The 26,536-nt window shown below is 55.5% G+C and carries 21 protein-coding genes; 3 read left to right on the top strand and 18 right to left on the bottom strand.

Annotation, left to right across the window (positions count from 1 at the left end; genetic code table 11):
- Positions 1-2 precede the first annotated feature (2 nt).
- Complete coding sequence (locus IJT02_09585) at positions 3-611, bottom strand: alpha/beta hydrolase (protein ID MBQ7545177.1); 609 nt, start codon at positions 609-611, stop codon at positions 3-5.
- 98 nt (positions 612-709) lie between these two features.
- Between IJT02_09585 and IJT02_09590 the strand changes: the two genes are divergently transcribed.
- Positions 710-1,126, top strand: a complete 417-nt coding sequence (locus IJT02_09590; GenBank protein MBQ7545178.1) for a MerR family transcriptional regulator — start codon at positions 710-712, stop codon at positions 1,124-1,126.
- Positions 1,127-1,181: 55 nt separating this feature from the next.
- Positions 1,182-2,204, top strand: a complete 1,023-nt coding sequence (locus IJT02_09595; protein ID MBQ7545179.1) for an alpha/beta hydrolase — start codon at positions 1,182-1,184, stop codon at positions 2,202-2,204.
- Between the two features lie 62 nt (positions 2,205-2,266).
- Here IJT02_09595 and IJT02_09600 read toward each other — a convergent pair whose 3' ends face one another.
- The 5 genes from IJT02_09600 to IJT02_09620 form a co-directional block, all read right to left on the bottom strand.
- A complete protein-coding gene (locus IJT02_09600) occupies positions 2,267-3,100 on the bottom strand; it encodes a formate/nitrite transporter family protein (protein ID MBQ7545180.1) in 834 nt (277 codons plus the stop codon).
- Positions 3,097-4,203 carry an ABC transporter ATP-binding protein gene (locus IJT02_09605; GenBank protein MBQ7545181.1) on the bottom strand — a complete coding sequence of 369 codons (1,107 nt, stop codon included), beginning with the start codon at positions 4,201-4,203 and terminating at the stop codon, positions 3,097-3,099. Before IJT02_09605 ends, IJT02_09600 begins: the two co-directional genes overlap by 4 nt.
- Positions 4,204-4,222: 19 nt before the next feature.
- Positions 4,223-6,433, bottom strand: a complete 2,211-nt coding sequence (locus IJT02_09610) for an iron ABC transporter permease (protein ID MBQ7545182.1) — start codon at positions 6,431-6,433, stop codon at positions 4,223-4,225.
- A 19-nt stretch (positions 6,434-6,452) separates the two neighbouring features.
- Positions 6,453-6,764, bottom strand: coding sequence for a hypothetical protein (locus IJT02_09615; GenBank protein MBQ7545183.1), 312 nt, complete (start codon positions 6,762-6,764; stop codon positions 6,453-6,455).
- 66 nt (positions 6,765-6,830) lie between these two features.
- Positions 6,831-7,832, bottom strand: coding sequence for an ABC transporter substrate-binding protein (locus IJT02_09620; GenBank protein MBQ7545184.1), 1,002 nt, complete (start codon positions 7,830-7,832; stop codon positions 6,831-6,833).
- Between the two features lie 142 nt (positions 7,833-7,974).
- Between IJT02_09620 and IJT02_09625 the strand changes: the two genes are divergently transcribed.
- Positions 7,975-9,423, top strand: coding sequence for a trypsin-like peptidase domain-containing protein (locus IJT02_09625; GenBank protein MBQ7545185.1), 1,449 nt, complete (start codon positions 7,975-7,977; stop codon positions 9,421-9,423).
- Between the two features lie 4 nt (positions 9,424-9,427).
- Here IJT02_09625 and IJT02_09630 read toward each other — a convergent pair whose 3' ends face one another.
- From IJT02_09630 to nifU, 12 genes are all read right to left on the bottom strand, one after another.
- Positions 9,428-9,961: an HNH/ENDO VII family nuclease gene (locus tag IJT02_09630; protein MBQ7545186.1), complete on the bottom strand. Its 534-nt coding sequence runs from the start codon at positions 9,959-9,961 to the stop codon at positions 9,428-9,430.
- A 6-nt stretch (positions 9,962-9,967) separates the two neighbouring features.
- The gene (locus tag IJT02_09635) at positions 9,968-10,291 is read right to left on the bottom strand and encodes a DUF2185 domain-containing protein (GenBank protein MBQ7545187.1); all 324 of its coding nucleotides are present in this window, start codon (positions 10,289-10,291) and stop codon (positions 9,968-9,970) included.
- A 15-nt stretch (positions 10,292-10,306) separates the two neighbouring features.
- Positions 10,307-12,499: an SH3 domain-containing protein gene (locus IJT02_09640; GenBank protein ID MBQ7545188.1), complete on the bottom strand. Its 2,193-nt coding sequence runs from the start codon at positions 12,497-12,499 to the stop codon at positions 10,307-10,309.
- Positions 12,496-14,832 carry a hypothetical protein gene (locus tag IJT02_09645; GenBank protein MBQ7545189.1) on the bottom strand — a complete coding sequence of 779 codons (2,337 nt, stop codon included), beginning with the start codon at positions 14,830-14,832 and terminating at the stop codon, positions 12,496-12,498. Before IJT02_09645 ends, IJT02_09640 begins: the two co-directional genes overlap by 4 nt.
- 11 nt (positions 14,833-14,843) lie before the next feature.
- Entirely contained in the window at positions 14,844-16,052 is a 1,209-nt protein-coding gene (locus IJT02_09650) for a hypothetical protein (protein ID MBQ7545190.1), read from the bottom strand.
- 23 nt (positions 16,053-16,075) lie between these two features.
- On the bottom strand, positions 16,076-18,829 hold the full coding sequence (locus tag IJT02_09655; protein ID MBQ7545191.1) for a hypothetical protein: 2,754 nt from the start codon (positions 18,827-18,829) through the stop codon (positions 16,076-16,078).
- Positions 18,830-18,835: 6 nt separating this feature from the next.
- Positions 18,836-21,016: an Hsp70 family protein gene (locus IJT02_09660; protein MBQ7545192.1), complete on the bottom strand. Its 2,181-nt coding sequence runs from the start codon at positions 21,014-21,016 to the stop codon at positions 18,836-18,838.
- A 6-nt stretch (positions 21,017-21,022) separates the two neighbouring features.
- Positions 21,023-22,735, bottom strand: a complete 1,713-nt coding sequence (locus tag IJT02_09665) for an Hsp70 family protein (protein ID MBQ7545193.1) — start codon at positions 22,733-22,735, stop codon at positions 21,023-21,025.
- A gap of 22 nt (positions 22,736-22,757) precedes the next feature.
- The gene (locus IJT02_09670; protein ID MBQ7545194.1) at positions 22,758-23,297 is read right to left on the bottom strand and encodes a hypothetical protein; all 540 of its coding nucleotides are present in this window, start codon (positions 23,295-23,297) and stop codon (positions 22,758-22,760) included.
- Between the two features lie 25 nt (positions 23,298-23,322).
- A complete protein-coding gene (locus IJT02_09675) occupies positions 23,323-24,720 on the bottom strand; it encodes a hypothetical protein (protein MBQ7545195.1) in 1,398 nt (465 codons plus the stop codon).
- A gap of 1 nt (position 24,721) precedes the next feature.
- Positions 24,722-26,026, bottom strand: a complete 1,305-nt coding sequence (locus tag IJT02_09680; GenBank protein ID MBQ7545196.1) for a type IV secretion system DNA-binding domain-containing protein — start codon at positions 26,024-26,026, stop codon at positions 24,722-24,724.
- A gap of 87 nt (positions 26,027-26,113) precedes the next feature.
- Positions 26,114-26,533: a Fe-S cluster assembly scaffold protein NifU gene (gene nifU, locus IJT02_09685; GenBank protein ID MBQ7545197.1), complete on the bottom strand. Its 420-nt coding sequence runs from the start codon at positions 26,531-26,533 to the stop codon at positions 26,114-26,116.
- Between the last annotated feature and the right edge of the window lie 3 nt (positions 26,534-26,536).

Raw genomic sequence — 26,536 nt, forward strand, 5'->3', positions numbered from 1 at the left:
TGTCATTCCTCCTTGCTGATGCACCTCTTGAACCACTCATCAAGAAATGCCGTCTGCTCGTCCGTGTGAAACCAGTGATCTCCTCCCGGCATCACCGTCAATTCTGCGTTATGCTTCTGCGCAAACTCACGAACTCTCCCCACTGGAATCAGGTTGTCCTTCTCCCCGTGAAGAATCCACGTCGGAGCCGTCCACTCGATCGGGTTGTCCCGAACGTAACGCAGGCACTCCCACGACAACTTCTCGCCGAACTCCGTGTCAACCTCCTTCTTGGCCTCAAGTTCCGCTTCGCTGACTCCTGCATAGGCCATCATGCCAGCAATCAGCTTCTCCATGTTCACGACAGGCGAGATGAAGAACGCACGCGCAACGTCCTTCCCCTTCAGCGCGTTCATGCAGAAGTATGCTCCGATGCTCACGGCAATCACCGAGACACGCCCGAACTTTCTGCTCAGAGACTCATACTCAGCTATGATTTCGGGTTTCGTGTCGTAAGGTGTCGTGCCGCGATAGTCGAGCCCGATGATTTCGCAGCCATCGTACAGCCTGCGGAAGTACCGTGCTTCGTCAGGATGGCCGCCCTTACCGTGAATGTAGATTATGCACTCCATCACTTCTCCTCCTGTTGGATTAATGTTTAGTTCGGGTGTTAGAATTTTAGCAATAGGTTGCGACTAACGCTCAAATACTTTTACGGGGTGTGATGGCTGTGATTTATACGATGATGGAAGCCTGCCGCGAAACCGGCATGACCTATCAAGGCCTCAAGTTCTACTGCAACGCCGGACTTGTCCCGAACGTAAAGCGCGACAAGATTAACCGCCGCATCTTCGACGAGCACGACATAGCATGGATAAAGAGCCTCCGGCAGCTCAGGAAGTGCGGGATGAGCATTGCCGACATGAAGGAGTACATGACACTGTGCCTTCAGGGCAGAGACAGCATTCCCGAACGTCAGGCTATACTTGCCCGGACAAGAGAGAGGCTGCAGAGCCAGATTGACGAGATGAAGGAGGCGGTGAAGTACATTGACGGCAAGCAGGGCTTCTATGACGGAGTGCTTTCCGGCGCGGCGGAATACATCAGCCACCTTCTGCCTTGTGCCTGCAGTCTGGACAGACACTAACAACCGCAACATATATTTACGCGTACAAATTTCCCTTAAAGGAGGGCATACATTCATGCACTTGTCAATCATGCCGGTAAAGTCCTTCTCGCCCCGCGAGCCGAAAACCCACAACGCCAACGCTTGGGGGCTGGTCTACGGGGGCGCAATCACCGCCAACGTCGAGGGTCAGGTCAACATTCACCCGATAACCTACGAGCTCAACGGCATAACGATAGCGGCAAACGTCTACACTCCCGCAGGCTATGACCCGTCGAAGAAGTATCCCGCAGTAACCGTCGCACATCCCAACGGCGGCGTTAAGGAGCAGGTTTCGGGACTGTTCGCGCAGAGGCTCGCTGAGCTGGGGTACATCACGGTTGCGGCTGATGCGGCGTTTCAGGGTGAGAGCGGAGGACAGCCCAGACACACGGATATTCCGTTCTTCAGGACTGAGGACATTCACGGGATGGTTGACCTGCTGATGATTTACCCGGGCGTTGACCCCGAGAGAATCGGGATGCTGGGTATCTGCGGAGGAGGCGGCTACACCATCAACGCGGCCAAGAGCGAGAAGCGCGCAAAGGCGGTCGCAACGCTGAGCATGTTCAACACGGGCAGGGTCAGGCGCGAAGGGTACATGAGCACGCAGATTAAGGACATTCAGGAGAGGCTGGCGCAGGCTTCGTTTGCGAGGGGCGAAGAAGCGGCATCAGGGACGGTAGATTTTGATGCTCTCACCGATGAATACATCGAGTCGATTCCGAACGACCTTTACCGCGAGGGCATGAAGTACTACGGAAAGACGCACAGGCACCCTCACTCAACGTTTGAGTACACGCGCTCAAGCCTCGCCGCACTCATGACTTGGGACGCAACGGACAACCTCAAGCTGATTAATGTACCACTGCTGATGATGGCGGGAAGTGCCGCTGATTCCCTCTACCTCAGCGAGGATGCAATAGAGAAGGCGACAGGCACAAACGACAAGGAATTATTCCTGATACCCGGAGCACTTCACATCCAGACGTACTATGTTCCCGAGTACGTTGAGCAGGAAGTCAGCAAGCTCAAGGAATTTTTCGGGCGGACACTGTAATCCCATGACAACAAAAACAGCCTCCTTCAACGCTGAGGGAGGCTTTGTTTTTCTCATCGGCATCAGGACTTTCTTCCTCTGAGATAGACGAACCAGTACACAGCTCCGACGAGCCCTGCCCCTCCGAGAATGTTGCCCAGAGTTACAGGAAGAAGGTTGTCCGCGAACATGCTGCACCAGTTCAGCGCGTCAATCGAGGTCTGCGAGGCTCCTGCTTCGAGGGCTTTGCTGACGTAGAGCGGCGTGCACTTGGCCAGAATACCGGCTGGAATGTAGTACATGTTTGCGACGCTGTGCTCGAACCCCGACGCGACGAACACCCACACCGGGAAGAACGCACACACTGCCTTGCTGATTCCGTCCTTCGCGCCGAAAGACATCCACACTGCGAGGCACACAAGCCAATTGCACAGCACGCCGAGAACGAACGCCCTCGCGAACGGCATAGCAATTTTCCCGGCCGCAGCCTTCAGCGTGAAGCCCCCGAGAAGTCCGCCGGTGAAATCAAGCTGCCCCGACCAGTACACGAGGAACGCGACGAGGACTCCTCCGGCCAAGTTACCGAGATACACGACAGCCCACGACCTGAGCAGCTGCCAGAGAGTAATCTTCCTTTCCATGAGCGCGGCAATCATGAGGCAGTTGCCGGTGAAGAGTTCTGCTCCTGCCATTAGGACGAGCATTAGGCCTGCGGGGAAAATCAGTCCGCCGATGAGCTTGGCGGTGCTTGGGCTTGAGATTGCGTGAGAGACCATGCTTGAGGCTTGAGCTCCGAAGGCGATGAACGCTCCGGCCAAGACTCCCAGCACGAACTGTTGAACGACGGAGAGAGCAGCCTTCTTTGCGCCGACGTTGACGGTGAAGTCTGCTGTCTCTGAGGGAGTAAGATAACTCATGCCTGCTCGAGGTCGTCCACAAGAACCTTCGTCAACACAGGGTCAAACGACAGAGACACCTTCTCGCCCTCGCCCCAAATCTTCTTCACGTCAGGGTTGTCTATCTGCACAAGAACATTCCCCAAGTCCGTCTTTACCCACGTTTCTACGCTGTTGCCGAGATAGATGTTTGCGGTTACGACTCCGTCCTCGACACCCGCGCCGGGCTCACCTAGAGACAGGGACTCGGGACGTGCCATCACCAACGCTTTATCTCCAGCCTTGAGCTTGTCGGACCAGCGGGGAGCTTCGAACCTCTGACCCTTAATCTCGACGTGGCACGACGAATCGATGCCCTTAACCTCGCACGGGAAGAACGCTACCTTTCCCACGAAGCCGGAAACAAACGTATCTACAGGGTCGCGGTAAATGTCGCTGGGCGTTCCGATCTGGATTATGTGTCCCAGCTTCATCACTATGATTCTGTCGGAGAGGCTCATTGCTTCAACGCGGTCATGTGTAACGTACATTGCTGTTATACCGAGCGACTTCTGGAGACGGCGGATCTCTACGCGCATCTGTTCGCGGAGAAGAGCATCAAGGTTGCTCAAAGGCTCGTCGAGAAGCAGGACTGACGGTTCGACGATTAGAGACCTCGCGAGCGCGACTCTCTGCTGCTGTCCTCCCGAGAGCCTCGAAGGCGGACGCTTCCCCATCTGGCCAAGACCGACCATCTCGAGGAATCTCTGTACCTTCTCGTCAATGTCCTTCTGTGCTACCTTCCTGAGCTTCAGGCCGTAACCGACATTCTCGGCTACGTTCATGTGAGGGAACAGGCCGTAGCTCTGGAAGACCATTGCTGTATCGCGCTTGTTCGGGGGAGTCGTGGTTACGTCGTTGTCCCCGATGAGAATGCGGCCGCTCGTCGGCTGTTCGAAGCCTGAGAGCATACGCAGGATGGTTGACTTCCCGCAGCCCGAAGGCCCTAACAGCGTTACGAGTTCGCCGGGCTCAAGCCTGAAGGACACTCCCGCAACGGCCGCAACATCCTGCCCCGACTGCGGATCACGAAATATCTTCTTTATGTTGTCAAACGTTACTGACTTAGATTTACTGCTCGCCACTTTGTTTTCTCCTTTCTGTTCACGTTACGTTCTTCGCAAGATTGCTGTTCTCACGCACCAACAGCCTCATGATTCCGAATGCTCCGAACACGATGATGATTAACACCGTCGACAGCACGCTCGCAAGTCCGAAGCGCAGGTTCTCCGAGAAGTTGTAGATTAACACAGTAATGTGATACCACTTTGCCGAAATCAGGAAGATTACCGCGCTGACTGCCGTCATTGAGCGCACGAATGTATACGACAGGCTCGACAGGAACGCAGGACGCACCAGCGGAAGCACTATGCTCCTGAACACCGTAGCCTGATCCGCTCCCAAGTCTGTAGCCGCCTCCTCTATCGACGGGTCAATCTGTCTCAGCGACGCTATTCCTCCCTCAATTCCGACGGGAAGCTCGCGGATAACATAATTGATGACGATTATTGCCGCAGTACCGACGAGGATTATCGGCGCGTGGTTGAAGGCCAGAATGTAGCTTATGCCCAGCAGTGTGCCGGGAAGAGCGAAGGGAGTCATTAACAGCATCTCAAGCAGCTTCTTGCCGTGAAACTTTCTGCGGACAATCAGCAGTGCCGCAATCATCGCCACAATTCCCGCAATCGGTGTTGCTATCGCCGCAAGGGTTACGGTGTCGAGCAGTGCATCAGTCGAGCGCGTCAGAGCCTCCGTGATGTTCTCGAGGCTGAACGTGTAATCAATGCCCCAGTTCTTCACGAAGCATCCCGCGAAAATCGTTCCGTACAGCAGGACAAGGAATATCACTATCGCGAAGATTATTCCCACAAGGAAACGTCTAACACCCGGAGTCGTCAGCTCGGTTATGCGTCCTGAAGGCTTGCCCGTAACTGTAACGTATGACTTCTTCGCGACCCAGAACCTTTGCGCGAGGAACGCCGTAAGTGTAGGAAGCAGCAGGAGTATCGACAGAGCCGCGCCGTGCCCGAGCCTGTTCATTCCCGTAACCTCAATGTAGCTCTCGAGTGATAACACTCTGAGGTCTCCGGCCAAGAGCAGGGGATTCGCGAAGTCAGCAAGCGATGTCGTGAAGACCAGAAGCCACGCGCTCAGCAGTCCCGGAACAGCAAGCGGAAGTGTTATTTTGCTGAAGGTCTGGAAGCGTGTTGCGGACAAGTTCAGCGATGCTTCCTCAAACGTAGAGTCGATGGCCTGAAGCACTCCGCTCAACGTCAGAAACGCTATCGGGAACATTCCCATTGTCTGCACGAGCACGAGGCCGGGCAGTCCGTAGATCGAGAAGTTCAGCCCTATCACACGAAGCCACCGTGTGAACAGTCCGTTGTTCCCGAACAGAAGAATTATCGACAGCGTCAAGGAGAACGGAGGCGAGATTACGGGGAGGACTCCCATTGTGGAGATGAGCTTCTTGCAGGGTGCGTTTGTACGTGCGACAACGAACGCGAACAAGAATCCCACAAGCGTCGAGAATGTCGCCGTCCAGCATCCGAGCTTCAGGCTTCCCCACAATGCGGACATGTAGCCTTCGGAGTTCAGGATAGTCTTCCAGACACCGAGAGAGAATTTGCCGTTCTCCAAGAATGACAGCCTCAGTGCCTCGAACAGCGGATATGCTACGAACGTCAGCGTCATCAGGAACAGCCCCGCGAGCGCGAAGCCGACGATAGGGTCTCTGCTCATCATCAGCTGCCAGATTACGACGACGAACAGCACGAACGCCCCGAAGAACAGAGTGTTCATCATCCGCATGAAGCCCTGTTCGCCCTCAGTGCTGAACGCGAACACCAGCGCGCCTTCAACGTCGTGCGTCTTCAGGTCAACGGCAGGGGCAAAGAACAAAGCCTGCTCTTCCTTCGCGCCAACCTTCCAGTTCTTAACGCTCCTGTAGATTTCCTCATACGCGGCATTGTCGAAACCTTTGGAGAACTCAGGGTCAGTCGCAAGCTCCTCTGTGAGTTTCGCAAGTTCCGGGTCGCCAAGAGGAGTCTCATTGAGCTTCTCGCCGGGCATCGGGATTTCACGGACAAGAGCAACGGTGTATTCTCCAGCCTCTTCGGCAAGACGCTTCAGCCACTCGCTGACCTCATCATCGCCGGAAGGGTAGCCCGCCGCGACTGTCTCGACTGTCCTGCGCTGACTGGTTCTGCTCTGCTTCAGGAACTCATCACGGACGCTGGTATAAACCCACGCGCCAACGAGCACCACGAACAGAATCGTGAGCAGGAAATTGATAACTCGTTTATTCACATCCATACCTCCCTGCTGGTGAAGATTAGTTCACGAATAACTCTTTGCGGTTGTTGTAGTAAGTCCTGTTGATTATGAAGCCCACTCCCGAGCCTGCAAGCTGGTATCTGACGTAAATGCAGTACACACCGAGAGCAGCCAGAGCAGCAGCATAGGCAACGTCAACAAACTGCAACGACGGAAATGCCGCGTAGACACGATCCTTCACGTTCCCGTAGTGCATGCCGCAGAAAATATAGGCCGCCGAGACGAATGACCCAATTCCTCCGGTCCACAAGGCAAAGTAAATCAAGAAGTTGTGCCACTTCATACCTAACGGTTTGTAGTTCTCGCTCATTTTTATTCCTTCTTAATGAAAAATACAGCCCCCCATCATCACAACGGAGGGCGTGAATCACAGATGCTACTTCTCGGGAGCAGTGGATATCTCCTGATTCCAGCGTGCAAGCAGACGCTCTTTGTTGGCCGCGTCCCACTGGTCGTCCTGATTGACGAGGTTCATCTTCTCGAGAGAAAATCCCGTGTCGGTCGGAGTTGCCAGCTTCGACAGCGGAATAACGTACCAGCGCGCGATTATGTCCATAGCCTTCTGGCCGAGCACCCAGTCATAGAGCTTCTTCGCGTTGAGGGGGTCAGGGCCGTCCTTGAGGATGGACATTGACGCGGTCTCGAAACCTGTTCCGTCTTCGGGAATTACTATCTCGAGCTTCGCGCCTTCCTTCTTGAGCTTAATCTGGTCGTGAAGGTAGCCGATCGCTATCGGAATTTCGCCCAGTGCGCAGGACTTTCCGGGCGCAGAACCTGAACGCGTGAACTGCTCGACTGCTTTTGCCATGTCCTTGAAGTACGCAAACGCCTTGTCCTCGTCGCCGCCGTTGATGCGGATTACCGTCGTAATCATGTTGTAGGCTGTCCCGCTGGTGCTGGGGTGCGCAACACGTACCTTCTTGGCGTATTCCGGCTTGAGGAGGTCAGCCCAGCTCTTCGGCATCGTGAGGCCGAGCTCCTTCGCGCGCTCGGTGTTCATGCAGAAGGCTATAGGTCCGACGTATAGTCCCGTCCAGTAGTTGTCGGGGTCTCTGTACCTGTTGGGGATTGAGGACGCAACGCGCGAACGGTAAGGCGTGGACAGACCGCGCAGCTTGGCCTCGATGTGCTGAGTTCCGACTCCGCCGACCCAGATGCTCGCCTGCGGGTTAGCCTTCTCAGCCTCGAGACGTGCAATCGCTTCGCCGCCGGAAAGACGTACCCACTCAACCTTGATGCCCGTTTCGGCCTCGAACGCGTCGAACAGTGCTTTAGCCAGAGGCTCTTCCATCGTGGTATAGGCCTTGACGACTTCAGCACCGAATGCGCAGGACGCAAGAAGCATCACTGCAACGAGAGATAACGCAAACTTTTTCATGAATGCTATTCCTCCTGAGTGTGTAAAGTTTGTTGGAACGTAAGAAATGTGATGCGCATATTGTAGACGCGCGGGCATAATTTCTACAGAGTATTTCTATCGGCTATAATAAGCCATCCCGATTGACGGAGGACGTGATGAATTGATGACCCCTGAGGAAGCCTGCCTGTACTTGGGAATTTCCCTCGATGATGAAGATTTGGACATGGACAGGATAGAGCGTAACTACAAGACAAAGCTCTCGATATATGACCCGCGACGCTTCAGCACAGATACCCCCGAACACAGAGAAGCCCGGAGGATGAGGCGTAGCATTGAGGAGGCATACACCTGTCTTGTGGAAACATACGACGAGCTTTACGGAGCAGACGGAGGCGGAGAAGATCGCAGCACCGGCACGCTCCTGAAGGTTACTGCCGCGACGACGACAATAGCTGCGTTGTGTCTTGCCGGGTTCATCTGGCTGACGTACTCCGAGACTCCTAGCGTCAAGCCCGTGCCTTCCACTGATGCAGTTCACGCACAGGACTACGAGAGGCTTCTTCACGAGGTGGAGAGGCTGCGCGAGGCAGCAGAGGCGCGCCGTCCGCAGGGTTTAGCACAGAGCACGGCACTTCCCGACTACGCAGACCTCGTTGAACGCGTGATGCCGTCGATGGTGATGATACGCACTGATGTCGGGACAGGGAGCGGATTCTTCGTTAGCGGTCAGGGCGATATCCTCACGAACTGGCACGTGATACGCGGAGCCTCGAGGATAACGGTTACCATGACGGAAGGCAGGCCGCAGTCTGCTCTGCTGAAGGATTACGACACGGCGAAGGATATTGCGCTCCTCAAGGTGAACGCACAGTCAGCTACACCGTTTCTGCGGATAAGTCCCGTGCTTCCGCGACAGGGAGAGGCAGTTATGGCGGTGGGCAACCCGCGAGGCTACGAGGGAACTGTGTCGAACGGAATAATCTCGGCTTTCCGCGAGAACAACAACATCATACAGTTCACTGCGCCGATCTCGCAGGGTTCAAGCGGAGGAGCACTCATCAACCTTAAAGGCGAGGTTGTGGGTATGCCGACGAAGTTACGGACGGACGGGCAGAACCTGAATTTTGCGATTGCGCCGAACGTTCTGGCCAAGTTTCTGGATGAGGCGAAGGACAAACCTGCGAGAGCTCTCAACGGTACGCGGACGGAAGCGGAGAGTTACGAGGATTACGGGCTGAAGTTCGTGCGCAGGGACGAGAGCTATGAGATGTACCTTGAGACCGGCAATATCGACTATGACCCTGTGTCGTCAATAGCTTCGTTCGTGAGCGTGTGGCTTCCGACGGCGCGGACAAACTCGATGATGAAGCGCGACCCGAATTTCCGTGCGGTGAAGGGCAAGGATTTCGGGCCGTGTATGCTGGTGTATGTTGCTGACTTGTCGGAAGGGACGTATATTCACCTGCGGACGCTGAACCTCTACACTGACGGGACGACGGCGCGGGATTACGTGAAGCCTGTAGAGCAGTACCGCTGGGTGAGGCCGTCGCGCGGGAGCAGGATTGAAGTCCTGATGAAGGAAGTCAGGCAGCAGCTAAGCATCAGGTGAGCTGCTACATTGACTGACCGGCAGATTCTCCCTGACCTTCGCCGGAAGTCTCGCCCCAGCCCTGACCCCAGCCCTCAGAAGTGCCGGTCGCTTCCTGTGCTGGCTGTGCCTCCATACTTTCTGCTGACTGCTGGCTCTCCTGAACCTCGCTCTCCTTCACCGTGAACTTGTCGCAGTCCTTCGCCTTGTTCGAGGTAAATTCTTTGACCTGTTCCCTGTTGAGGTTGTTCATTAGTTCGCTGTAGTCAAAGTCGTTGCCCTTCATCTCATGTTTGTGCGACATGTTAGAGCCTGCGTCCTCAACTTGGTACAAGTCAGGGTTGTTCATGAGGTCGTTGAACTCCTTCTGCGTCAATCCCTGCTCCTCTGCCCAGCGTATTGCTCTGGCGTTCTCGCACCCGTACTTGTGCCCGAGATGGTGCTTGCCCTCTATCACTTTTCCTGAATAAGCGTCAACAAACTTACCGTCTTTGTTCTTACCTTTCGCCTCAACCTTCTCACGTACTTCTTTGCGGATGTACGGCCTGTGAAGTTTCATCCCTCATCACTCCTTCTCCGGCTCAAACCCGAAATCCCTGCTGACCTTGAACGTCCCCGTCCCTTCTTCGCGCTCAAAGGCCATTCCCTCAGCCGCGTCAAGGTACGGGAAGACTGTCTTGTCGATGTTCAGGATAGTATTGATGTCGTAGATGCCTATGTTGTCCGGGTTGTCCGCGTATTCCTGATCCTCTGTGCCGGACATGAACACCCAGCCGCTGTACTGGTCATCATCGCCCGTCTTCTCGCGGTACATGAACCTCACAGGAAGCCGCCCGTCCACAAGCCGCCTCGATGCGTTGACGTAACCGAAATGGCTGATGTCTGCCATAACGTTATCTCCCTCCTAGTATCTTCTGCGCTGGCCAAGATACTTGCTGTGAACCCAGCCGACTTTCCCCGTCTGGGTGCATACCTTGCGCCACGCCTTGCTTTGCCCGATGACTTCGACGAGGTGTCCGACGTAGAGTTTCCCGATAGAAGTATAGTTCGTGCCCGGCCCTTCGCGCAGGTTCAGTTCGTCGCCGGTTACACGCATAAGGACTCCTCCGTGCTCTCCCTTGTCGCCTATCCTATGCTGAAGAAGATCACTGCGTATCCATCCCTCAGCACCGCCCGGAAGCGTAACCTTGTACCACACGCCGTCGGCCCTCTGAGCGGGTTCGCCTGCATCTACAGGCACTCCCTCTTCAAGCACAGCAATAGAGGCAGCGTTGATGTCCGGCCTCTTCCTGACGTTGACCTTCGTGCCGAGCGTCGACAGCTTCAGCTTCCGTGCTGGCGCGTCCTTCTTCACCTGTTTGTTCCCCGTAGTCTTGGCCGGAACTTGCAGAGGAGTCGCGGCTGGCGAGGGCTGTCTCGCGGGAGCACGCTGGACTGACGCACTGCCAACAAGCGGCCGTTTTGCTGTCGGCATAATCTTTCCCCACGAAATGCTGGAGATTCCCCAGAGCAATAACCACATCACCAGCGCAGGCATGATGAACGGAACAGTCTTCCTCACCGCAAACTTCATCTTGTCGAAAGCATTAACCCCGCTGTCGATGATTCGCGGCAGGACGGATTTTCCCTCGCCAAGAAGCCACATCACAGGCTCAAGCACCCCCGACGGACTGTACGCCCTGCCGTCAAGCTCATGACCAGTCGCTGTCGTGGCAAAATAGCGCGTGTCCGTGAAGTTCGCGGCAATGAGATTAACCACGCTCCTGAAGCCGTGAGCGTCAAGAAACCTCCTGCACACCTCCTCGTCCTGCAACCCGCCCGAAAGTTCCGCGCTGAACTTGTCTGCCTTAGTGATAACGACTGCCGCAGGTACTGTGCTCATCTGCGAGGTCGTCAGGCTCTTCAGCTTCTTGTGCTCGGAGCAGAAGGCAGAGATCGCCGCGTGTGTCTCTGACGGTGAAGCGTCAGGGTCAACCATCAGCATTATGCCTTTTGCGTACTCGAACTGGAGCTGAAGGTAGTCCGCCGATGTTATGTTCTGGAAGGCCTCGCCCGCTATGTCGTACATGCTGAGCAGGTAGGGCACGTGCATCGAGAACTCATGCTTGATGCTGTACATTCCGGCGTTGAGTTCTGTTGTGCCGGAGATTTTGTTCCCGCTGTTGTACGCACCCTCGAGCGTCTGGAAGGCTCTCTGCGGATTGCAGGTGTGCGTGATGTGAGAAGGTATCCGGCGAAAGTACTCGTGGAAGAACGACGCAAGGTATGTCGTCTTGCCCGCGCTGGTGTTGCCGACCACCTGAATCCCGAAGTGCTGTGCGTAACCTTCAACGGGGCTGTTGCACAGCGGACACACCGCAACAAGATCGTTCCGTCCGTTGAAGACCGTCGTAGGGAGGAGCTCTCCGCATGAACACTTTGTGCGGAAAATGCCGTACGGTCCGGGCTGGAGGTTGTGGAGAGTGCCGCATTTCGGGCACACAAACAGAGGAACTCGCCTGCGCTTGCATTTCGGGCAGGGGTTGTCTATGGCGTTGAGGAGGAGGGCGGTCTTGTCCGAGAGCCTGAGCAGCATATAGCCCGCGAAGAACAGTAGCCACCCTGCGCCAAGCACCACCGACAGCAATGCGCAGAAGATGAGGGCGAAAGCGTACCCGAACAGGTACAAGGACAAGGCCGATGCCAGCCAGAATAAATATATCCAGAGGTCATGCAGGAAAAAATCTTCCCAGTGCAAGTTTCTTTCCGCAATACGTCCTATTTCTTGAAGCGCAGTCCCCATACCTGCACTTGAAGCTGACCATATCATTTCGAGCTGCTTTAATCCAGGCCCGAAGAAGTATCCGCGTTTTACGCCGGGAGCGTGAGGGTGAGGGTCTGAGTAATAAGCATATGGGTTTCTGCTGGCAGACACAGCATGACAGAAAACATAGCCGGCCGTATACAGTGCAAACAGTACGCCTATGCCGGCAACAATTCCTCCTATCACGAGCAGCGCAGGCAGCACTACATGCACAATGAACCATATGATAGCGGCAATAGCAATAACAATGAAGCCGAGAAACCCTAATGCCTCATCATCAGATTTCTTGCTCACGATTCCTGTTCACCCCTCATGAATAACCCTGCCAGCTTACCCAGCAGTCCCTTCTTCGGCCTGCGCTTGAGCTCCTTCGTAGCAAGCTCCTCTATGTCCGCGAACATGTCCGACGCGGCTCTGTCCTTGCGCGGAGTAGCTTTGTCGAGCTGCGAGAGGGCTTTCTCCGGGCTGGACATCTCGTAGAGCACGTCAACCACAACATTAACCGCCTCGTCCCTGTGAGCCTTCGACGAGTACGCGAGAAAACGCAGCCAGTCTTCAGGACGTTTCTTCACGCTGCTGACAAGCTCATACACCACGTCAAACAGAAGCTCCCTCGAGGCCGTTCTGCTGAGTATCAGGCTGTACATGTACGCGCTGTCCTCGTCCGCGCTGAACTTCCGGGACATGAAGACCCTGCAGAATCTGTCGCTGTCCATCGACGTGAACAATGCTGTCTTCTCCGCCTCAGAGAGACGCACGGACGCACGAATCTCCTCCGCGAACCTTATGAGCTCGTCGGTTTTCTTGGCCGATTTTATGCCCCTGCCAAGCACCTTGCCCGCGAAATCGCCGAGCCCCTTATCGTCGAGCAGTCCGCAGAACTTCACTGCCTCAGCGAACGACGCACAGATTGCAGGTTCTTCGTCAAGGATGAAGTTCACCACAAATTCCCCTTTGCCGCCCGCGCAGGTCAAAACCATATCCCTTGCTCTGGCACGGTTGCCGTCCTTTCCGCTCAGGAAGTCCATAAGCCCCGACATCGCTTCTTTGTCCCGCTTCTCTGCACACAGGCTTATGCACCGCGAGACCAACGCCCTAGTTTCATCCTGCGTAATCTTGTGTTCCGTCATTCGTGCGCATTTGTTGAACAGCTTGCAGAAGTACAGACCTTCCGGCGGCGCAATCTCCGACGACACAAACTTCTTCAGTGCCTCCGCTGAAACAGCAACAGCCGCAGCATCCTTCCCGAAACTGCTTGAGAGTATGTGCTCCAGCAGCTCGTGCCTGCCGCTGAACATGTTTTCACGGACAAGAGCGCACATCGCGGAAGAGAGGTTTTCCCGTGCTGTGCCGTCGTTCATTGTGCGGGAGTTGCGCTCAACCCATTCGGCCAAGAGAACGGCAGCGTCAAAGTCCTGCTCCGCCACCCGCACGAAGCTGTCCCTAAGTGTGCTGTAGATTCGGCGTGCCTCCGGCGTATCAGCGAGGCCGTAACTGCACAAGCTCCCGACCACTGCGGAAAGTTCCCGTGAGGTGAGAGCATCAACGTTCTTGAGGCCGCAGAAAGCCTCGTAGAGTTCCGGCATGTCAGGCGAGGGATGCCGTATGTCCAGTGCCTGCAGGAAGCCAGCGCAGAACTCTCTGTGTTCGCTGTCGAAGCCCGTTATCGCGCCGAAGTACCCCGCGCCCGTGTCTGCCTCGAACTCCGCAGTCATCTTCACTCCGTCGAGCACCGCAAACTGTTTCGCCGCAAACGCCATCACCGGCCCGTTGTTGCTGTTGTCCTGCATGTTCACGCCGACGATCATCGCCCGAAACCTCATGCGCTGGCTGGGGTCCTGGAAGTTCATCATGGGCTGGTACTTGCCGTCAAGAGCCCTGACCGTGTAGACGTTGGAGGACGGGTAATTGTCCAGCCGCGTCGCGAAAGGCAGTCCCGCAGACATACGCGGCGAGAACGCACACTCTATCGCGGCAATCCACAGCTCGATGTTTCGCGAGCAGGCCTCACGTATCACGAGGTATCTGCGTTCTTCCGGCTTCAGGGCGTACTGCGCAATGAGAAACGACACAGCCTTCTTCAGCAGTTCCGTCCTGCCGCCCGCGATGAACTCCCTTATGTCGTCGAGCGTGTAACCCTTCCCCGATGGCACAAGCTCTCTCATTGGCAGAGGCGCAGGATTCACGGAGTAGTAGTAGGGTTCGTCGTTCAGCTTTGCGTTCCACACAGAAGAATCACCGAACAGTTCCCACGCGTAGAAGTTTCCGAAGTCCCCCGCAAAAATCTGGTTCAGAAAGTTGCCCGGCTTCTTGGTGTAGTTCCCCACGCGTTCAGGGTCATAGTGCACGGGGTGAAACTCTGTTATGAAGCTCTGTCCAAAGTCCGGCACGCAGTAGAGATATGCTTCATCCATGAAGGGCTTTGCGCTGTCCGCATCGGAGTAAACATCAGCGTATGACTGTTTTGCCTGCGCGGCGTTGAGGAGAAGCTCTGCGTCAACAAAACCGCTCTGCGCAAGGAGTTCGGGACTGCAGGCGTAAACCTTGTAGCCCTCGCTCGTTATTGGTTTCCCGCTGAGGATGTCGATACCGTTCCGGCAGCGCGTGTAGATAAGTTCGTAGAACATCGTTATTCTCCTCAGTCAACAAATCCTGACCTCTTGAACAGCCACATCACCGGGTCAAGAACTCTGTGCGGCCTGATGTCAGCGATGTAATTCCTCGCGTCAGGCGCAGAACCGAAGCTCGATACCCCGAAGAAGCGCATGTCCTTGAAGTTCGCCTCCAGTGCTGTGATGAACGCTCTCTCGCCTATCAGCATAAGCCAGTCGCGAATCTCCCTGTCCACTGCCGCAAACTCCCCCTCGTTCACATGGCCGTAACTGTCCGTGAGGAGCGAGGTACTCTTGACGGTCGCACCGTTCGCGAAAGACGGGTGATTCAGCACGATGTCGAACTTCGTCAGCACTACGGCGACAGGCACGTTAAGCAGCTTGTCGGTGCTGATGTCGTAAGCACTGCGCAAGTACCTCGCCATGTCATTTACGATGTTCACGGGATTCTTGGCCTCGCTGTCCGTGCCTCCGAGTGAAGCTATGCGCGCCTCATCCGAGACTATTTCCCTGACTTTAGGCAGAATGAGCGGGTCGAGGGTCAGGATGATTGCCTTCGAGGCTCTGATGTTACGGCAGACCGGCGATGACGGCGAAAGATTCTGCTCGTAGTTTTCCCCTGCTCCGTCGAAAATCGTGAAGGTGTAGGCCGGTACAGTGCTGCCCCTGCGCTGGCTGAGGTTCTTTATCATCCATATCTGCGTGATTATTGAGCCTCCTGCATTTCCCTCTACGGGATAGCCTTTGTAGACAGTGTTTCTGTTCTTCTCGTGAATCTGCAAGGTTCGCTGATCGGCTGCTGCCAGACTTAGCGGGATACCATGAAAGCGGCTCAGCTCCTCGAGCATAACGGTGATGTAGTTGGTCTTGCCGGAGCTTATCATGCCCACGATGCTGAAAGGAAGATTCTTCGTGTCCAGCACTTCTGGAGGAAGCACTGCCTTACAGCTTTCTACAGGACATACTCTGAGAGTGGCTGTGCCTCCGCAGTTGGGGTTTGCGCATTTCACTGACTTGGTGGTGAATCTTCCCGGATGTGCTTCTGTTCCGCAGTCAGGACAGATGTGCCGTATCTCGCTCCTGTTGTACTTCTGCATACAGTACGGGCACGTAAAGCTGTTCGCGTCTCCGATGTTCAGGACTCTCATAACTACGTTGAGCAGACGCTTCGACAGCCCGAAAAGCCCCTTGCCGCCGCTGATCACCAGCCCAAATAAATCTTGCAGCAATTCCATGAATATTTCTCCTTCCGTGATTGTTATACAGTTCCGTTGAAGCCCCTGTCGTACCTGAACACGAAATTCTCTCCCGGCCTCAACTCCCGCCAGAACAGATAAAGCCTCGTGCCTTTAGGGAGCTTGCGCGTGATCTCGAAGGTCTGCTCTAGATGCTTCGAGGGCTTCGGCGGCGTAACCGGCTCAGCCTCAAGGACTGCCTCTGCGTTGCTGTCGGTGTAGTTCACGAGAGGCCTTCCGTCCGACGACACGCACACCACAAAGCCCGGCCAGCGTCTTACCGGCCTGTTGGCTTCACCCCTGACGCTGAACTGCACGTTCTTGAACCATGAGCGCGACACACTGCAGAACACGTTTGCGTTCAGGGGACGGTTTACGGTCGTCCTGCACGGCGCGGAAACTACCTCACGGCCTTCTGCCTCATACACAGCAAACAGCGTTATGTTGAAGCTGTCATCAGCCCCCACGCCAAAGTCTATCTTGAGAGTGCCGCTGTTCAGCACGGATTCGGCACTGACTGTCTGCAGGGCTGAGGCCTGCGAGAACACATCACGTTCGCTCGCCCATGTCCCGTCAGTCCTCACGAAGTACACTAACTTCTTCAGCGAAGGCCTGCGACGCATCGACACAGCAAGCGTTATGTGGACTGTGCTCGTTGCCCCTGAGGGCGCGGGTTCTTCGGTTACTTCCGTCCCGCTGGCATCAACCGTACACGCAGAGAACGTGCTTATCTCGACGTTGTTGCTGCTGTAGAGAGTTTTTCCGCCCGAAGACACTGCGCCCCTGAGGACGTAGTACCTGTCGGGCTGAAGCCTAAGCTGGCAGCTCCTCATCTCTGAACGCGCACTCCCCATAACTTCATCGCCGGAAAGTATCTGAATGTCCGCCCCGCCTTCAATGATGCTCCACGAGAGACGGTACACGTTATCCGAGACGCGCGCCGCCGAAATGGTGAACGGCCTGATTTCCGGCGTGGGTATCACGTCGTAGCGCACGGTTCTGCTCTTGCCGGTTTCCCATACATAACATACAGTCAGCGAGAAGGAGTATCTTTTCCCGAACTTCACATTATCGACGGTTATGCTGTTCATCGCTGATCTGGCCAAGACAACGGAAGCTTCGTTCCCAGCTTGGCAGACGACACGGACTCCCGAGCAGTTCTTCGGCTGTGTCCATAAGAGGCGGAGAGTGTTTCCGCTCTGCGTGTGCTGAACGTTGGAGACAGCTGACAAGACGCTGACGTTCGCGCTTGCCGGAGGAGAATACAGCCTCGCACGAAGCACGAACACTGAGTAGCTGTAGTCCGCGCCCGATTCGAGGTTCTTGTCCCTGTACGAGAGCTCGAGCGAGCCCCTGAGGATGACTTCCCCGTCGTCGGGAGCTGATGGCGCACGGTTTCCCTTTCTGCGGACGAGGGTATACTTCACGCCGTGTTCTCCAGTCGGCCTCCAGGTGAGTGAGACTGCGACGTTCTCGTCGTCTGCTGAGGCGGAAAGACTTGCGCACGGCAGAGGAGGAGTCTGCGACAGAAAATCCTGTGCGGGCTTGAAGTCTGCGCATCTGGTGAGGATGTCAAGGCACATGTTGACCTTCTGTACCTGCGGGGCAGAGGCAACCGACGCGAAATCCCTGTGGCATTCAGCGAGCATCGCCTCAGGGAAAACATGTCCGCAGTCCGGGCACGTGTCCGCGTCAAGCAGCACGTAATGTCCTTTCGGGCACTGCTTGTAGAGCTTCTCCCCGCAGTTCGTGCACCTGTTGAGCTTGCGGGCTTCGGCGACGCTGTGAAACTCGCACACAGTCCGGCAGTGCGCGCACCTTACCGTGAAGACAGGATTGGACGGGACGTAAGGATTATTGACGATGCGGGCTTCGGAGTTGTACAGCGCGAGAGCAATATCACTGTCCCCGAAGACGGCTGTTATCGTCTTGATGCAGAAATCGGCGATCTCCGGGTCTCTCTTGTCGGCATCATCAAGCTCCCTCATGTAAGTAAAGAGTTCTTGAAGGTTCGGCGACTTGTAGAGTATGTAGAGGTCATAGCTCTTCCTGTGCTCCTCGCTGTCGAACACGTGCGATGCCGCCAGACCCGCAATGTTGGCCGCCAGCTTCTCGGCTGTCCCGTCCTCAAGCAAGGTGTATTTCCTCTGGTAGTCTTCACACACCGACTTGAGACGGCTCAAGGGATACTTCCTGTAACTTGCGGCAGAAGCAATGTCATCGGAGATGTACGCCACGAAAGCATACAGATCCGTTACGCTTTCAGCAGCCTTTGCCTTCGCGCGGAACTTCTCGAGCTCACTGTAAATTTTTTCGATGTTCGTCGGGTACTTCGGCAGCTTGGCCTGAGCAGAACTCTCCTCGACCGTGAAACCGTTTGCCTCGTACACAGCCCGTATTTCCTCGAGGGGAAGCCCTCCGCTCACAGCAGTGTTGTTCCGTATGCTCTTGAGCTTCCCTGTCGTAACAGTACGCACCGAACGCGCCGCCGCCTCTATCTTCACCCTCGCATCAAGACGCTTCTTCAGGAACGCAACACGTGCCTTGACCATCGCAATAAACACCGGCTTGAACTTCGCGCCAGCACCGAACATCTCTTCACGTTTATCCTTAAGGAACTTCCTCTGTGCTTCTGCCTCGCGGCGTTTGTCCTGATCGGAAGTGCTCATCGCCTCGCCGAGTTCCCTGTCCTTGCGGGTTATCGCTGACTTTACGGCCTGTTCACTCTCCTCCTCAAGTGATACGCCGGTAAGCTCGAAGAAGTCATAGTCCGGCATTCCGCATCAGTCCTCCCATGTGTCAGCGTCTTCTGTGCCGGATATTCCGCCCTTCACCGACGCACTCTCTCCGAGACTTTGCGCTATTGTCCCGAAAGCGTGGCCGAGTTCTCCCGAGCCCTCCACAAAGACAGCGTTTGCGTCGTCCGACGAAATATCTCGCAGGAAGTCTATGTCCGCTTCACCGAAGCCTATGCCCGCCGTGTCTATGCCTGCACGGTTGCACTGCCTCGCCGCCTTCACTGCCCTGCTCTGATCCGACCACACGCCGTCAGCAAGAACTATCGCGAACCTCCGGCCTTCTTCGTCCTCAAGAACGTCCATTATTTCCCCGAAAGGATGTGCCGAGTTTCCGTAGCCGGTCTGCCCGCACTTTATGGACTTTATGGCTCTGAGGCACTGCCTCTTGTCGTCCGTCAGCCTGCAGACTATTTTTGTACGGTCAGAGACGGCCATAATTCCGACGCGCGTATACTCTAAGTCCAGCTTGTCAACGAAATCGCACATCGCGTCCTGAGCGTCTTGCAGGGGCTCGCCGGACATGCTTCCCGACACATCCACCGCCATAACGAGATTCAGTGTCTCGGGCTCGGGGTCTTCCGTGCGTTCGACGGGACTCGAGAACTTCGACATGTCTTCAGGGACGGGCTCGCGGCGTATTGGAAGGTTCACGGAGGAGCTGTCCTGACGCGCTTCAACGTGAATTATCCCGTTGTTGTCGTAGGTGTACTGCACGCGGATTGTGGTCTTGCCCCTCGTCGAAGGGTTGTGCTGTATCCCCGTAACTACGTACCTGAACGTTACCTTGTTCTCCAGCGGAGCTTCTTTGTCGCCCTGAAGAACATAGATTTCCATATCGGCGGCCTTCTTCGACGTTGTCCTGAACGAGAAGGCTTTTGCTGCCTTTACTGGTCTGGGGTGGTCGGCGGGTATGATTATGTCGTTGATGTATCTTGTGCCGTCGGGGCTGACTGCTATCATTCCCATTGCGTGGGCTGTGGTCTCGCGTACGGAGATTACCTCGAGACCCGAGAGCCTCCTCTCAGGCTTCACTAGGCCAGTGAACTGCGCTCTCTCAGTAACCTTCCTGCCGTCCTTCACGACGAACGACACGCGCGAGTACACGGGATTCTCCTTCACAGCCTGAACCGCCGCACCGAGTGCCACCGCCTCATCCGGGTTCACGTGGGCAATGGGCTTCTTGCCGAAGATTCCCGCGAGATGCTCAGAGACAGCGGGCATCCTCGTAGAGCCTCCGACCAGCAGGACATCAGCAACGTCGTTCACGCTGACCTGCGCCTTATCTAGCACGGACAGGCAGAAATCACCCGTGCGTTTGAGGAGGTCTGCCGTCGCCGAAGCGAACTCTGCGCGTGTTACCTGCACAGTGATATTCCCCAAGACCGGCAGGGATACCACAGCGTTCACGCTCATGAGCTGCGAGAGGCTCTTCTTCACGCCCTCAGAGAGACCGCGTATTGTCCTCATTGCCCGAAAGTCTGACTTTATGTCCTTGTCCGTCTCGGCAGAAACTTTGTCCGCAATGAGCTCCGAAAGCCTCTCGTCCCAATCCCGCCCGCCGAGAAAATGATCTCCGGCAACCGCAATGGCCTGAAGCTCGCCGTCCTTCTGCATGTGCGTCAGGGTAACGTCGAACGTTCCGCCTCCCAAGTCGTAGACGAGAATATTCGCGTTCTCGCGCCAGTGGTTAAGGCCGTAGGAGATTGCGGCGGCGTTGGGTTCATCGATTATCTTGCGGACAATCAACCCTGCCTCCTGCGCGGCGTTGAGGGTTGCTTCCCGCTCCACAGAGTAGAAGTAGGCAGGAACGGTGATGACTGCGTCGGCGATTTCTTGGCCTGTGCCTGCTTCGGCGTACTCCTTGATGTACCTCAGGAGCATTGACGACAGCTCTTCGGCCGTGTAATCCTTGCCGTCTATTGCGCAGTAGGTCTCGTTCTTCCCCATGCTGCGCTTGAACGTCGCCGCACATCCCCCAAGCCCGAGCCTGAACGCTTCCTCTGCTTCGCTCCCGAAAATCGGCCTGCCTTCCTCGAAGAGAATCACCGACGGTGTTATGTGCCTGCCGTCGGGGTTGGGGATGATTTCCGGGCGGCCTGTTGATGGGTTGACGTACGCTGCCGCAGAATACGTTGTGCCTAAGTCTATGCCGATCGATATTGGCATGACCTGTTACCCCTGAACTGTGCCGGATGTGTTGATTCGTCCGATAAGTTTCTTGTCGCTCTCCACCTGCTCCCGCGTCTTGAGGAACTCTGACCTCAAGCTGGCTTCGGCCGTCTCGCCCGTCGTAACATTGGTCGCGTACACAGTGAGACCGTCAGAGCCGCACTTGAAGCGTATCAGTATCGGCGCGCCCTTAGGAGTTCCCGCAGGAAGAGGCAGGATGACAGTGCCGAGATGCTTCACCTTGAGCGTCGGGTCTGTCGCCTGAGGTTCACCCTTTTTGTTGAACGGAGGAGTAACGTAGCGTTCGTCCTTGCTGATGTTCTCGAACACAGGCACTGTGAGTTCCGGCAGGTTGTCTTCAGCAACTTTGTACGTCTCCTCTGCCTCTGCGGGCGACGGGCCTCCGATGAAAAGCAGGTTGTCGATCATCAGCTCCTTGCCGCCGGGAGCACCGGGAGCAGGCACAAGCACAGCAGGGCCGAACGAGCGCGAAAGTATATCCGCAACCTCAATAGTTCCGCCCTCACCGAATGCCTCGATGAGGCCGCGCACCGTATCATCATCGCCGCCGCCACCGTTGGTATCTACTTCCTCCGTGCGTTCCTTGAACTTCTCGATGTACTTCATGCCCGCAGCAATCGCCGCACCTTTCGCCACCGCATAATCAGGATCCTCTACCCTCACGCGCAGGCTTCCGCTGTCCTTCTCCGGGAACATTGCCTTGACGGCATCCTGCACCATCGGCATACGCGTTGAGCCCCCGACGAGAAGCACTGTGTCTATGTCGTCTGCACTGAGGCCGTTTTTCCCCAGAAGCTGGCTGACGAACGTTGTTGTTCTCTCAACAAGAGTCTTGGTGCGCTCGCGGAACTCCTCTGCAGTTATGGTGATTCTCGTTGTTCCGACGTTTATGCTAAGGGTCGGCAGAAGAGAGAGCCTCTTCTTGTTTTCCTCCGACTGTGCCTTTATCAGCGCAGTTGTCCTCGCGTCTATGTCTTTGGTGCTGATGCCGTTCTCGTCGGCATAAAGCTCGCTGATGTAGGTTTCCATCATCTTGTCCCAGTCCACGCCGCCTAACCTGTCGTCGCCCGTAGAGTCCAGAATCACTATCTGTGCGTTGCCCCCGAACTCATCGACGGAGAAGTCCAGAAGCGTAACATCAAACGTGCCTCCGCCCAAGTCGTAGACCATTATTCTCCTGTTCTCGCTGAACTCGTGCGAACAGTAATTCAGTGCCGCCGCTGTAGGTTCGTGAATTATGTCGAGGACTTCGAGCCCCGCTATCTCTCCTGCCTGACGGGTTGCTGTCTTCTCCGCGTTGCCGAAATACGCCGGGCACGTGATTACTGCCTTGCTGACAGGGTAGCCCTGTTCCTCGACCTCCTGCTTCATGCGCTTGAGTATCAGCGACGAGACCGTGATAGGGTCATAGTCCACGCCGTCGAATGAATACCTCACGTCTTCCTTGCCTATCTCGCGCTTCACGAACTGCACAACTCTGTCTGGTTCAGAAGCCGCCATCTTCTTGGCCTCCTTGCCGACTATCTGGAAGTGAGGCTGCTGTCCCGTCTCGTCGGGCTGGAAGTACACCGCAGAAGCTATCTTCCTGTCCTCTTCGCTGTAGAGCTCGAACACTTCCGGCTTGGCGTTGTTGTCCAGCGTCGCGATAACTGAATACGTCGTCCCTAAATCAATACCGAAAACTTTCTCTGCCAATGTTCAACGCTTCCTTTCCTGATTAGTTCACTTTCCTGTAGAGCTTCACGAGCTCCTGTATTATCGGGTGATTCTCCCTGCAGAAACCCGTCTGCACACTCTCCGCAATCTTCCCGTGAAGTTCCTGATCCTCCGTGTCCTCGTAACCCACAACGTGAGTCAGACGGAGCTTGCGTTCACTGCCCTGTTCGCTCTTCTGCGGGTGAACGCCGTAACACTCCAGCACCTGCAGAACGTCAAGCAGTATGTAGCCCACTCTCTTGCGCAGTGTCTCGTCCTCTATCGAGGCGGGAAGGCTCTCGTGGTCAACGTATATCCGCGCTATGTCCCTGAGAATGTCGTCGAACGCACGGCCTCTGTCGATATCGCGGTACTTCTCGAGCTCTGACTCTGCGGCACGTATTCTTCCGGCCTGGAAGTTCTGGCATATCTTGTGAATCTCCCTCAGCTCCGTGAACACGTGCTGCATCATCGTATCTTCCGCCGGTTTCTCCTCCGCGACCTGCGGGACTGGTTCGGCCTGCACGGGGTCAACAGCCGATGTTTCCTGTTCTTCACACATCGATAATTCAGCTCCTTTGCTTGTGCTAGATGCTGCCGATGAATATTCCTTCCTTCCTGTAAACGCACGCCACACCGGAAGGGAGGCTCTCTATGCTCCTGCCCCTGACTCGCGGCAAGTCATGTTCCTGCTCGCTGAGGCTTTCTGCAGGGTTATAGCTTGCCCATCCGCCGGAACTCGAATGCTCGCGCTGTGTCTTTATCTTCCTGTATGTGCCGAAATACTCCGACCACCTGCGGCAGGAGTCCGCGCTCTGGTGGCAGAAAACGCACACAACCCCTGCATCGTGCGTCAAGTCCCGGAACAGTTCGTCGGAGTTGTTCTCGTGAGTGTACTTCGAGCGGGACAACGACAATGACGCGGCAAAATCACTGTGGCTGATAGCGTACGTCCTGCCCCTGATGATGTCGCTGATCTCCGGGAATTTCGCGATGTAGAAATCATCAATGATGAAGTTGAAGTTACAGTGATTTTTGTCTAGAAGAAGAAGGTAGTTGATGAGCAGCTTCACGGCGAGTTCTGCAGTGCCTTTGCCGATGTCTATCATCACAGCTCCGTTGTGGTTCAGCGTGCGCACTATGCTTGAGCGTCCGGCTCTCTTTGCGCCGAATACATGCCTGAAGTCATCGGCCAAGTTCGTCAGGAACGTACGCAATGACACTCTCGCCCCTGAACCTGCGTCGTAATCCTCGAGCCAGTCAGAATACTGTTTCTTCGTCAGCACTCCCGAAGCGTTGAGGCGTATTATCCCGTCCCTGAGCTTACCGAGCGGGAAGGAAGCGATGTCCTCTATGCACGCATCAGGCCGCTTTGTGAGTACTACATTGACCAGCGCGCGCAAGAGAGATTCTGTGCCATTATCCTCGCCGATGGTGTCAGAGATCAGCCTCACAATGTCATCAGGTATCAGCCCGGCAAAAATGTCGCAGTAAAGCCCTTTCGCCGAGATTATCTCGTGTACCTTGCAGCTGGAGGCAATCATTGACTCGAGCGTGGAGTCGGAGTTGTGGATTATCACGAGCGGCATATTGCTGGTCTGCGACCTATAGATGAACGGCATCAGAGTCCTGCACCTGTCCGCCTCTGTTCCGCCGGAAACCACCACGCTCTCGGGAAGTTTGCTGTCTCCTTTCAGGTAGTCTAATGCAGGTTCAGCGTCCTTATCAGTAACGGTCTCTGTGTCGTCGAATTTCGGGTCATCGTTGAGGCAGATAGCATTCTTGTCGACAGAAGATGAGACACGCACTCCGCGATTGTTCTTGCTGGCTCGTGCTGTGCGGCGTATCCTCTTGCCGTCCTGGAACAGGGATAAAGTCTTCCGCAGAACAGTGAACGCCCCTAAAAACGTTGCACCGACTATTTTAGTTGCTACACCAAAAGCTATGCCGAAGAAGGAATCTATCGCTCTCTCAAAGATATCCATGTTACTTGTACTCCTTGAACTTGAAGCGGAACGGCGGAATCTCAGGCATACCCACCACAGCTTCGCCGGTCTCCAGCGAAATTATGTCCCAGTCCTCGACCACAAAACCGTCATGACGCTTGTACTCTGCTGTCCCGTCGGCATGTTCGAGGCGTTCAACAACAGCATTCTTCCCGAACATTCCGCTGACGTATTCGCGGGTATTCGGGTCTGAAGACCTGAAGGCCGCAACCGTCGAGAAGCCTGCTATTGCGTTGTGTGCCTGAGCCTCTTTGTCGTAAATCGCGTCGAGCTGCCTGATGCTCTGAAGCCCGGCGAGTATCTTCAGGCCAAGACTGCGCCCGAAGTTGATTCCGTCGTCGAGGTGGCGTAGTCTGGGCAGGAGCTTAAGCTCGTCGGCGATAAGGTAGACGTTGCCCTGCGACTTCGTGCGTCCCAATGCTTCCTTGAGTGCGAGGTCAAACAGCAGCGAGTACACCGGCGCAAGGACATCACCTATCGCTAGGTCATACTCGAGGAAGACAGTTCGTCCCTGCTTCGCGCGGATGAACCTCCGCATCGAGAAATCCCCCGCGTCGGCGAACACTCCCGTCAAGATGTCGCGCATCGTGCTGTACACTTCAGAGAGCACGCCCTGCGACTGGTTAGCGGCTCTGGGGTCAATGTACGTGCTGATTGTCTGAAGGTCTTTGTGGGCGGAGAACGTGTCGTGGAAGTCTTTTGCGGTCATTGTGTCGAGGGCGTATTTCAGGTCGGCGTTGGTGAACTTCAAGCCCTTCCTGATGAATGAAATCATTAGTGCACCGAGAAGGTCAGAGGCGGCGGCGGGAAAGAAGGGGTTGTTGTTGTTCTCCATTCGCCGGGCAAAGAATGACTTGCAGATTTCCTGTACGTTCTGGGAGATTGAGACGTTGTCCCAGCCGTCTGCGGTGATTTCGTTGTGTATGCTCCATTTTGCGGAGGCCTGCCTGTACTTGGCGGAGTTGCCGATTACTGAATCTTTCTTGGGGTCGTAGAACTTGTCGCAGAAGTCTCCTTTGCTGTCGAAGATCATCATCACGTCGGATGAAGTCATCTTCTCCTTGAGCTGCCGGACAATGTGGTAGAAGAGATTAGTTTTGCCCGTGCCTGTCCCGCCTAACAGGAGGATGTGGCGGCTGAGGATATCATCAGTGAGCCCGAAGGATGACTCTCTGCCAGAATGCTTGCCGCTGAGAATCACTGAGGCAGTGCCTTTGCTGAGAGGAGGCGGGGAGTTATTTGCCAGAACAGAACCGTAAACAACATCGCTGGTAAGATTCATCAATGAATTTCCTCCTGCGTATGGGATGCAGGTATCTTACCACAGATAAAAGAAGGGAGACAGACCTTAGACCGTCCCCCTGAGTGATGATTAGTCTTCGTCGTGGTGCTCCATCGGGATAACCTCCATCCCGTGCTTGGCTCGGTAATCGTTCAGTGCCGTGTGTATCGCCTCTTCGGCCAAGACAGAGCAGTGCATCTTTATCGGCGGAAGCCCGTCCAGTGCTTCAGCTACTGCGCTATTGGTGAGATCCCATGCTTCCTGCACGGTGCGGCCCTTAATCATCTCCGTCGCCATACTCGACGAAGCAATTGCCGAAGCGCAACCGAACGTCTTGAACTTCACATCCTCGATAATCTGCGTGTCAGGGTTGACCTTCAGGTATATCTTCATGATGTCCCCGCACTTGGGGTTGCCCGCCTCGCCGACTCCGTCCGCATTCTCAATCTCCCCGACGTTGCGCGGGTTGATGAAGTGATCCATTACCTTCTGGCTGTAATCCAGTGCCATAAT

It is taken from the genome of Synergistaceae bacterium (genome assembly GCA_017450125.1).
Lineage (GTDB): Bacteria > Synergistota > Synergistia > Synergistales > Aminobacteriaceae > JAFUXM01.